9 protein-coding genes and 1 pseudogene are annotated in these 8,492 nt (G+C 57.3%); 3 read left to right on the plus strand and 7 right to left on the minus strand.

Going from position 1 to position 8,492, the window contains the following annotated elements; all coding sequences use genetic code 11:
• Nucleotides 1-159 (plus strand): annotated as a pseudogene (locus RHIZ70P_RS22035) (IS3 family transposase); the annotation flags it as partial.
• A 1-nt stretch (nucleotide 160) separates the two neighbouring features.
• Here RHIZ70P_RS22035 and RHIZ70P_RS22040 read toward each other — a convergent pair.
• From RHIZ70P_RS22040 to RHIZ70P_RS22065, 6 genes are all read right to left on the minus strand, one after another.
• Entirely contained in the window at nucleotides 161-1,189 is a 1,029-nt protein-coding gene (locus RHIZ70P_RS22040; RefSeq protein ID WP_147294048.1) for a hypothetical protein, read from the minus strand.
• 94 nt (nucleotides 1,190-1,283) lie between these two features.
• The gene (locus tag RHIZ70P_RS22045; RefSeq protein ID WP_115672705.1) at nucleotides 1,284-2,435 is read right to left on the minus strand and encodes a CaiB/BaiF CoA transferase family protein; all 1,152 of its coding nucleotides are present in this window, start codon (nucleotides 2,433-2,435) and stop codon (nucleotides 1,284-1,286) included.
• Nucleotides 2,432-3,169, minus strand: coding sequence for an MBL fold metallo-hydrolase (locus RHIZ70P_RS22050; RefSeq protein WP_115672707.1), 738 nt, complete (start codon nucleotides 3,167-3,169; stop codon nucleotides 2,432-2,434). Before RHIZ70P_RS22050 ends, RHIZ70P_RS22045 begins: the two co-directional genes overlap by 4 nt.
• Nucleotides 3,166-4,008 (minus strand): phosphonate ABC transporter ATP-binding protein, encoded by an 843-nt coding sequence (phnC, locus tag RHIZ70P_RS22055; protein WP_115672709.1) that lies wholly within the window; start codon nucleotides 4,006-4,008, stop codon nucleotides 3,166-3,168. Before phnC ends, RHIZ70P_RS22050 begins: the two co-directional genes overlap by 4 nt.
• The gene (gene phnE, locus RHIZ70P_RS22060) at nucleotides 4,005-4,823 is read right to left on the minus strand and encodes a phosphonate ABC transporter, permease protein PhnE (protein ID WP_115672710.1); all 819 of its coding nucleotides are present in this window, start codon (nucleotides 4,821-4,823) and stop codon (nucleotides 4,005-4,007) included. The genes phnC and phnE overlap by 4 nt, the downstream gene beginning before the upstream one ends.
• On the minus strand, nucleotides 4,823-5,710 hold the full coding sequence (locus RHIZ70P_RS22065) for a phosphate/phosphite/phosphonate ABC transporter substrate-binding protein (protein ID WP_115672712.1): 888 nt from the start codon (nucleotides 5,708-5,710) through the stop codon (nucleotides 4,823-4,825). The genes phnE and RHIZ70P_RS22065 overlap by 1 nt, the downstream gene beginning before the upstream one ends.
• A gap of 244 nt (nucleotides 5,711-5,954) precedes the next feature.
• On the opposite strand from RHIZ70P_RS22065, the gene RHIZ70P_RS22070 reads away from it, so the two are divergent.
• Both RHIZ70P_RS22070 and RHIZ70P_RS22075 read left to right on the plus strand, forming a co-directional pair.
• Entirely contained in the window at nucleotides 5,955-6,971 is a 1,017-nt protein-coding gene (locus RHIZ70P_RS22070) for a phosphonate dehydrogenase (RefSeq protein ID WP_115672714.1), read from the plus strand.
• On the plus strand, nucleotides 6,972-7,847 hold the full coding sequence (locus RHIZ70P_RS22075) for a LysR family transcriptional regulator (protein ID WP_115672716.1): 876 nt from the start codon (nucleotides 6,972-6,974) through the stop codon (nucleotides 7,845-7,847).
• A gap of 367 nt (nucleotides 7,848-8,214) precedes the next feature.
• On the opposite strand, the gene RHIZ70P_RS22080 is transcribed toward RHIZ70P_RS22075, so the two are convergent.
• A partial coding sequence (locus RHIZ70P_RS22080; RefSeq protein ID WP_147294049.1) for a transposase occupies nucleotides 8,215-8,492 on the minus strand: 278 nt, incomplete at its 5' end.

Genomic DNA, 8,492 nt, shown 5'->3' on the forward strand with positions numbered 1-8,492 from the left:
GGACCATGGCGCAACTTCGAAGCCGTGGAGTTCGCCACGCTCGAATGGGTCGATTGGTTCAACAACCGCCGCCTTCTGGAGCCCATCGGCAACATACCGCCAGCCGAGGCCGAAGAACGATACTATGCCATGCTGGACGCACCAGCCATGGCCGCATAACTTAAACCAAACGGTCTCCGGCAAACCCGGGGCGGTTCAGTCGCCAGTCCATCGCCTTGGCATAGATAAGCCGCGCAAGATGGTTGTAGAACCAGCCCAACATCGGCCGCATCCGGCTCGTCAGGAGCGCAGGTGGACAGCGCACAATATCCATCAAGATGAGCGCCTTCGACGCCTCTTCCTCCGCGAAACCCTCTAACACTTCCCGCTCCCGCGGGTTGTGTTGCAGCGCTTTTGCCGCATTCCAGAACCCGAGCGCGCTGTTTCTGATCAGCGGCAGCCCTTCGGCGATAAAGGCGAGCCTACATTTCGGAGAAAGTTGCGATAAGCGCCGAGCCTGCTTCAACCCGAAATTTGGGGTCGCGCTTGATGATGTACGCTCTGTCGACTTATCCACGCCCGTGCGCTCTTCTCTTTGCGCATTTGCGTACAGGTAGTCGAACTTGCGAATGAAAGCGTCCTGCAGCTCGTGAGAGGCGGTCAACTCCTCCCCATATGTTTCCAGGTACTCATCAATGTAGTAAGACATTCGTGCGCGGTAGATGACCTTCTGCCGGTGATCGATGAGCGGTCGCGATTCATCGCCCCTCCATACCCTCCATCCATCTTTGGTTTGAGCTTCATGTACTAGGCCACACCGAATCTTTGTGTAGAAGCTGCGAGCGGTGGCCTTGGTGAAGAACTGCTTGAAGGGGGCTTCCTTGCGCAGAAAGTCGATGAAGAGCTGGCTGCTGTCGCCGTACAGGTCATTCGTGCCATCCTTCTCGGGGTAACCGTGCTGAAAATTCCAACCCTTTCGCAATGCTGCGAGAAATTCGATAAGGGCGCACTGAACGGTAAGCATCGCGAACCCTTCACCACGGCTGGGCCCATCCATTCGCCGGATCGGATCGAGGTATCGAGTGGTGAGTCTTGTCCGCAAGATGTTCTCGAACACCCATGCCCAGGTATTTGGAGAACGATCTGCCTGAATTGCAGGCTTGAGACGCGTCCAATCGGTCGGGAAAACAAGTCCATGCAACTCATTCATAAGGTCTTTGCCCCCTGGAATAATTGAATTGTAGTACTGCGCTCCTGCGCCATGACGCTTATCGGCCCGAAGGAGACATTCAACCGCCCCATGTTCACTTCGTCTTCGAGAAGATAGATTCTGTGTGCTCTCCCAGTTTCGGTGGCCGATGGCGAATAGGCAGATTCTCTCCGGTCAGCCGTATTGGCGAGATAAAGGTCTTGGTCTCCGTTCCATCAGGTAAAATAAGCTGCTGAACAAGCCCCAGGTGATCGATCTGAGGGTCAGCCAAAGCGTCTGGTATCGAATTGATAGGCGAACACGGGACACCTACTTCCTCGAAGGCAGTCAACCACGACTTGACCGGTCGGCTCCCGAACTCCTCTTCCAGGATCGTTTTCAGCGCATCCTGATTTTGAGCCCGCAGCAATGTGGTGGCGAAGCGTGGATCTTCCAGAAGCTCCACCCGTGCGACCACCGAACACACTTTCGCCCATAGTTTGTCGTTGCCGGCGGCGACCACGAAATAGTCGTCGCTTGCCTTGAATGCGCCATAGGGGGCATTACGCGGATGAGCAGAACCGAGCCTACGCGGTGTCCTGCCCGTCCCGAAAAATTCGCTCGTCTGCAGTGCGGAGATGGCGAGACTGACACCCACCATCGAGATATCGACGTGGCAGCCTTTGCCGGAGGCACGCGCCTGCAGGATCGAGGATACAATGGAAAACGCGCCGTAAAGACCGGTGGCAAAGTCGCTGACCGGGGTGCCTGCCTTAACGGGAGCGCCATCGGGCTCGCCCGTGATGCTCATGATCCCGCTCATGGCCTGTATGGTGACATCAAAGCCGCCTTGACGGCTCCGGGGACCTGTCTGTCCGAATGCTGAGAGCGAGCAGTAGACGATCTCGGGCCGCAGCGCCGCGATCGCCTCGTAGCCGAATCCGTTGGCTGCCATCACGCCAGGACGGTAGTTCTCGACGATGACATCGGCCTTTTCGACGATTGCATTCAGGAGCGCGTCGCGCGAAGCGGGATCCTTGACATCGACCTCTATGGACTTCTTGTTCCGGTTCAGTGAAGCGAAGTTCTCGCTGTAGCCATTGGTAATGGGTGGCCAGTGACGAAGCGTGTCGCCTTGTCCGAGACGTTCGACCTTGATCACGTCCGCGCCCATGTCGGCGAGCAGCATGCCGCAGAACGGACCAGCAGCAACTTCGCAGAATTCAAACGCGGTGAGGCCTGAAAGGGGAAGCGCATAATCGTTCATAGCGAAATCTCCAGACCCTCATGGGCGACTTCGTAATCGAAGGAGCCACTCGCCTCCAGTGCGCCTGCAGACAGATGCGTGAGGATGACTCTCTTTGGGTTGAGCGCCGGAAGTTTCGAACACAGGGTCTGATGATCCAGGTGGAACTTGCCCTTCGGTTCGGCGTGATAGCACTCCGAAATCAGAAGGTCTGCATCGCGTGCAATATCCTCGAGAGCATCCACCCATTCGGTATCCGCAGTGTAGCCGATCACCTTGCCTTCCGCGACGAGACGTAGTGCGAGTGTGGCCGTTCCGCTGGGGTGCGAAACTTCACGGGCCTCGAGCGTGATCGCGTCGTCGAGGGCAATCATTCCACCGATCTGCATTTCCACCAGATGGAGAGGGAAGCGGAACTTTGTCTTCGATGAGCCTGGGAACATGCTTTCCATGAGCTGCCAAAGTCGGTCTTCGATGCCGGGCGGTCCAACGATGACGAGCGAGTCGGTTCGACGGCTGACGAGCTGGGCGTCGAGAAGGAAAAACGGCAGTCCCCCGAAGTGGTCGCCATGTCCGTGAGAGATCACAATCGTCTCGACCGAGTTCGGCTGAACGTCGTGCTGGCGTAGCGAAACCATAGCGGTCGCGCCGCACTCGATCATGAATTTTCTGTCAGCCACGTCCAGTAGGAAACAGGCATTGTGCCTTCCGCCGCTGCCAAACGCATCACCAGTTCCCAAGAATTTCAGTTTCATGCTGGCAGTGCCTCTCTATTGTTGACGACGAGCGCCGGAAAGTCGTCCTGCTTCCCGCCCTGTGAGAACGGCCCCTTTGCAGGTTTGTCTGAATACAGGCGGTCGATCATCATTTCATCGACATCGCGCGCTGCGGCGTCGAACGCGATGCGACCGTCTTTAAGGCCGATGATGCGATCCCCGTACATACGAGCGAGATCAACCTGATGGAGGCTGCAAAGGACGCCGACCTGCCGTTCAGCCGCGATGGATTTCAGCATTTCGAGTACGGCGCGCGATGTTTCCGGGTCGAGACTGGCGACGGGCTCGTCAGCGAGAATGAAGCGGCATTGCTGGGCAAGGGCTCTTGCGATCGCAACACGTTGCTGCTGCCCCCCGGATAAACTGTCCGCGCGCCGCCAGATGAATTCCGCGAGTCCGACAGAGGCAAGCGCCCGCTTGGCCAGTTCGACGTCGGACTTGGTAAATCGCCGCAGCAAGACACGCCAGGTCGACGTGTAGCCGGAGCGTCCAGCGAGAACATTCGACAGGGCACTCATGCGGCGAACGAGATTGAACTGCTGGAAAATAAAGCCCATCTCGCGGCGCACCAGGCGCTTGTCCTTGCTCGAAAGGGCGCCAAGATTTTTGCCGTCGAAATTTATGGTGCCCTTCGATGGCTCCATCAATCCGGAAACGATCTTGAAGAGTGTCGTCTTGCCGGCACCGCTTGTGCCCAGAACGATAACCACCTCGCCGGGCGCTACTGAGAAATCCAGTTGCTTGAGGACCTGTCTGTCTTCGAAAGTCTTGGTCAGTCCGGCTATGTTAAGGACTGCCGCGTACGAAGCGCTTGTCATATCGTCTTTCTCCGAATGTAGGCGCTGATCTGGTCGACCACGGTGACCATGAAAAGGATGATCATTACGATCGTGAAGATGCGAGGAAAGTTCAGCAGATCGACGCTGTTCTTCAGTTCCTGCCCGATCCCACCTGCACCGACGAGCCCGAGCACAGTGGAGCCCCTCACGTTCGCTTCGAAGACGTAGATGCCAATCGATGAGAGTGATGGAAAGACGTCGGGCACCAACGCCAGCGATATCATCTTGACGCGGGTAGCCCCCGTCAGAGTCACCGCCTGCAGAGGACCATCGTCTATGGTCTCGATCGCTTCAGACCAAAGCTTGGCAACGAGCCCTGCCGTGTGAAGAGATATTCCCAAGACCCCCGCGAAGGGTCCAAGCCCGACCGCCACAACGAAGATAATCGCAAAGATCATGCTGTCGATGCCCCGAAGGCCGTTCAGCAATCCACGAACTGTCTGTTGGAGCCATACGTTGGGATTGGTATTCGATGCCGCCATCAGAGCCAACGGAAACGCAATGATACAGCCGAGTGTCGTGCCGACCAGCGCCATCGCGACAGTCTCTCCTGCACGTTGAAGCAGCAACCAGAACCCACTCACATCGGGAGGGAATGAACCTAGGATCCATTGCGCCATCATCGGCATGCCGTCGACAAGTCGCTGTAGATCGAATTCGACCAGCCAAATACTGTACCAATAGACGGCCGCTAACCCGACCGCGAGGGAAAGGAGAGCGATCTGGCGCGACGCCGAGAGCTTTGGTCGCGGCGGAAACGCCGCGACATCAGTTTCATGCTTCGAGAAAGACATTAGCTAGCCTTGATCTGTCCCAGCGCAACGGCGGCCTGCTCAATTACATCGTAATCCGAGTCCTTGGTTTCCGCCCATCCGGTGAAGTTCTTAGGCATGATCTCTGCAGCCATTTCGGGGGTGATCGCGAGTAGCGCTGCCTTGAGCTCGGCGGTCAGACCCGGATCCGCGGCTGCGCGGCCAGCCATGAGGCTGTTCGGAACAGGATCCGATTCCCACACGATCACGCAGTCTTCTTCCTCAATCACGCCCTTCTCAATCATAATCCGACGATTGCGGTCATTGTCGGTCGCAAGATCGACCTGACCGGACGCAACGGCAACTTCATTGGCTGCATGGGTCGCACCATCGCGATATTTGAAATACGTCTTCGGATCGATGCCCTGCTGCTTGAACCAGAAGCTCGGAACCAACCATCCCGTCGTCGATGCCTGGTCGGCGAAAGAGATCCGCATGCCCTTGGCATCGTCAGGGAATTTCTTGATATCCAGACCTTTGCGGGCAACAATAATGCCCTTGTACGTCGGGGATTCGTTGACCATACTGACGGCAAGAGGAAGCATCTTTGCCCTTTTTTTGGCCAGAATGTATCCGAATGGTCCAACGAAGCCATAGTCGGCCTGCCCGCTCGCCAAGGCGATCGAAATACCCGCCCAGTCTGATGTTACCGCCAGTTTGTATGGCCGACCGAGCGTGCGTGCAAATCCGTCAAACATCGGCTCCCACTCCTTGCGCGTGTCGTCCGTCGTGGGCAGGAACGGCCCAACCGCGAAGCGAACCGGCTCTGAGGAGGCGATTGCTGGCGCGGCGAGCGATCCCACGACAGGCAGGGCCATAGCGCCGAGACCGATGCCGAGAAGAGAGCGTCGCTTGATTTCGATAGACATTTCATTCCTCGCTGGGTTATTGATAGCGCTTCATTATCGGCTGTACGTGACAGACAAATGAACCAGCACGGAAGTCGATTATTTTTCGTCGGAATTACGCTGCGGTGTCATTATTCGTTCGCCGAAAGTAGCGGACAGCGCGAGAATTGGACGGATATCCCTGCTTTAAATCGGTCTTGTCATCTTCCTGTATTATTAATCGATATACCAGACCGATCACGTTTCGTAATGGTAAGGAGCGCAAATGCCTCGCAAGACCGTCGTCACCAATTGGATTCACCCAGAGATCCTGGAGATGCTTGAAGAAGTCGGACCAGTCGCGGCAAACACGACCCGCCAGCCTTGGTCCCGCGAGGAAATCATCTCACATACCGCGGATGCCGATGCCATGATCGCGTTTATGACCGATCATGTGGACGCCGCGTTCCTCGCAGAATGCCCAAACCTCAAGCTCATCAGTTGCGCCCTGAAGGGAGCCGACAATTTCGACGTTGAGGCATGTCGCCGCGCCGAGGTCGCGATCAGCATTGTTCCGGACCTGCTGACCGCACCGACTGCGGAACTTGCGATCGGGCTCACGATCGCCTTGGGGCGCAACATCCTTCTCGGAGACAGATCCATCCGTTCGTCGGGCTTCGCAGGTTGGCGGCCGGATCTCTACGCAACGGGTCTCGACGGATCGACCGTCGGGATCATCGGGATGGGCGCGGTAGGTCAGGCCATCGCTCACCGTCTGAAAGGGTTTCGGTGCCAGATCGCATATAGCGACGCGAAGCGGCTTGGGCCGGCGACCGAGGACATCCTGGGGATCGTCCAAAGAGATTTAGCAACCCTGCTGAAGACAAGCGACTACGTCATACTCGCAGCTCCGCTCACCGATTCGACTCGTGGCATGATCAATGCTGAGACCTTGGCTTTGATGAAGCCGGACGCCTTTCTCATAAATCCTGCAAGAGGTTCGCTGGTCGATGAGGTCGCGATCGCAGATGCGCTTGAGTCCGGTCGTCTTGGTGGATATGCCGCTGACGTATTCCCATGCGAGGACTGGGCCATCAGGGATCGTCCCGATCAAATCGAACCGAGGCTGCTTGCACATCCTGCCACCGTGCTCACTCCGCATATCGGTTCGGCCGTGGATCGCGTACGCCGGGATATTGCCCACACTGCCGCCGCCGATGTAGTGAAGTTCGTGAGGGGGGAGCCGATGGTTGGTACACTGTTCGATCCCAGATTCCAGCCAGTCGGTCCGAAGGCAGCCTGAATGCTCAATTTGGTTCACGTCCAAAGCTTCGTCACGATCGTCGACGAAGGTGGATTTCATCAGGCGGCGCGACAGCTTGGGCTGTCGCAACCGACCGTCAGCCAGCATCTGCGGAAGCTGGAGGAGATGTTCGGTGCGGCACTGATTCACAGAGCCCACGGATCGGCGACCACGACATCTCGCGGCGCGGCATTTCTACCTTTCGCACGGCGCCTTCTCGAAGGCGCCGCTCGCTCGATGATGTCTGTGCAGAAGATGCCCCTAGAAATCGGCGCCGCCAGCAATCTGGGCACATACTTCCTTCCGCCCTTGTTGAGCGCGTTCCGTGAAAGCGCCAAAGACGAACGTGAGATTCGCCTCACTCTGTCCGACAACAGGGAAGTCCTCACTCGGCTGGAGGCGGGTCTCGTCGATGTGGCGATCACCGAATGGTGGGATGGCCGGCCAGGTTACGAGGCCGTGCCTTGGCACCGCGAGCGGCTGGTAGTAATCGCAGCGCCTAGTCACCGGTGGGCCGATCGGACGGACCTGACCTTCGAGGACCTGCTCGGCGAGCCGCTTCTCGGCGGAGAAGCCGGCACTGGAACCGGCAGGGTTCTGACAAACGCATTCGGCCGGGGAGCAAGCCGTCTCAAGATCACCCAAAGCCTCGGCAGCACGGAAGCCGTGAAGCGCGCCGTAGCTGCGGGACTCGGATTGTCGATCGTTCTGGAAGGTGCCGTCCGGGATGAGGTCAAGGAAAGCAGGCTTGTGGCTTTCCACATTGAGGACGCAGAAATCACTAAGGAATTCTTCGTTGTCTATCCTGCGGACGCGCCTCCAACAGCTCCTGCGCGACGCTTTTCGAACTTCGTATGTAGTTCCTCGCCTCGTTGAACCTTGCCGTTACAGTAATGGAAGCTTTCCGGACACAACCTTTCAAGGATTTCTTTATCGAAATACGCTAGCTTTTTAGGCACCGATCCGTCGATCGTAATCATATTCGGCGACATCAGTCAGCACATATCCCTTCGTGCGGGTACGGGTCGCCAGTCCGCCTCCCTTCAGATGTCTCGGTCGAGGGCTGCTGTTTATCCTGGTCGGGTGATGAACGCCGCAACAAATTGAGATGGCTTTCTAAGGGCATCAATGGATTCGCAGATGAGCCCGCAATGACCGCTTCTGGCGGATACCGTTGAAAAAGGCGCGCTGTAATCTTGCTCCGCCGTTTCCGTCGTTTGGACGTGCAGAGATGTATTCCCCTTCACGCCGGCTCTGGCGTTGGTGCCGGGATCAGCTTTGCTAGTTTGCGGAGGTTTTGGGCTGCGGCTGCGAGGTGGAATTCATCACGCGCTCCGTTAGGACCTCGTAGTCGCAGGCGATCCAGTTTGAGGATGCGTTTGAGATGCGCAAAAAGCATCTCTACCTTTTTCCTCTGATGCCTCGACGTAACATAAGCTTCGGTTTTGGCGATATCGCGCGCCATGTCACGAGCGCCCTCATGGATAGAGCGTGGTACCTTGCGCGCCGGAGCGTTTGGAC

Origin of the sequence: Paenirhizobium selenitireducens ATCC BAA-1503, from assembly GCF_900492185.1 — a bacterium.
GTDB classification, from domain to species: Bacteria; Pseudomonadota; Alphaproteobacteria; order Rhizobiales; family Rhizobiaceae; genus Allorhizobium; species Allorhizobium selenitireducens_A.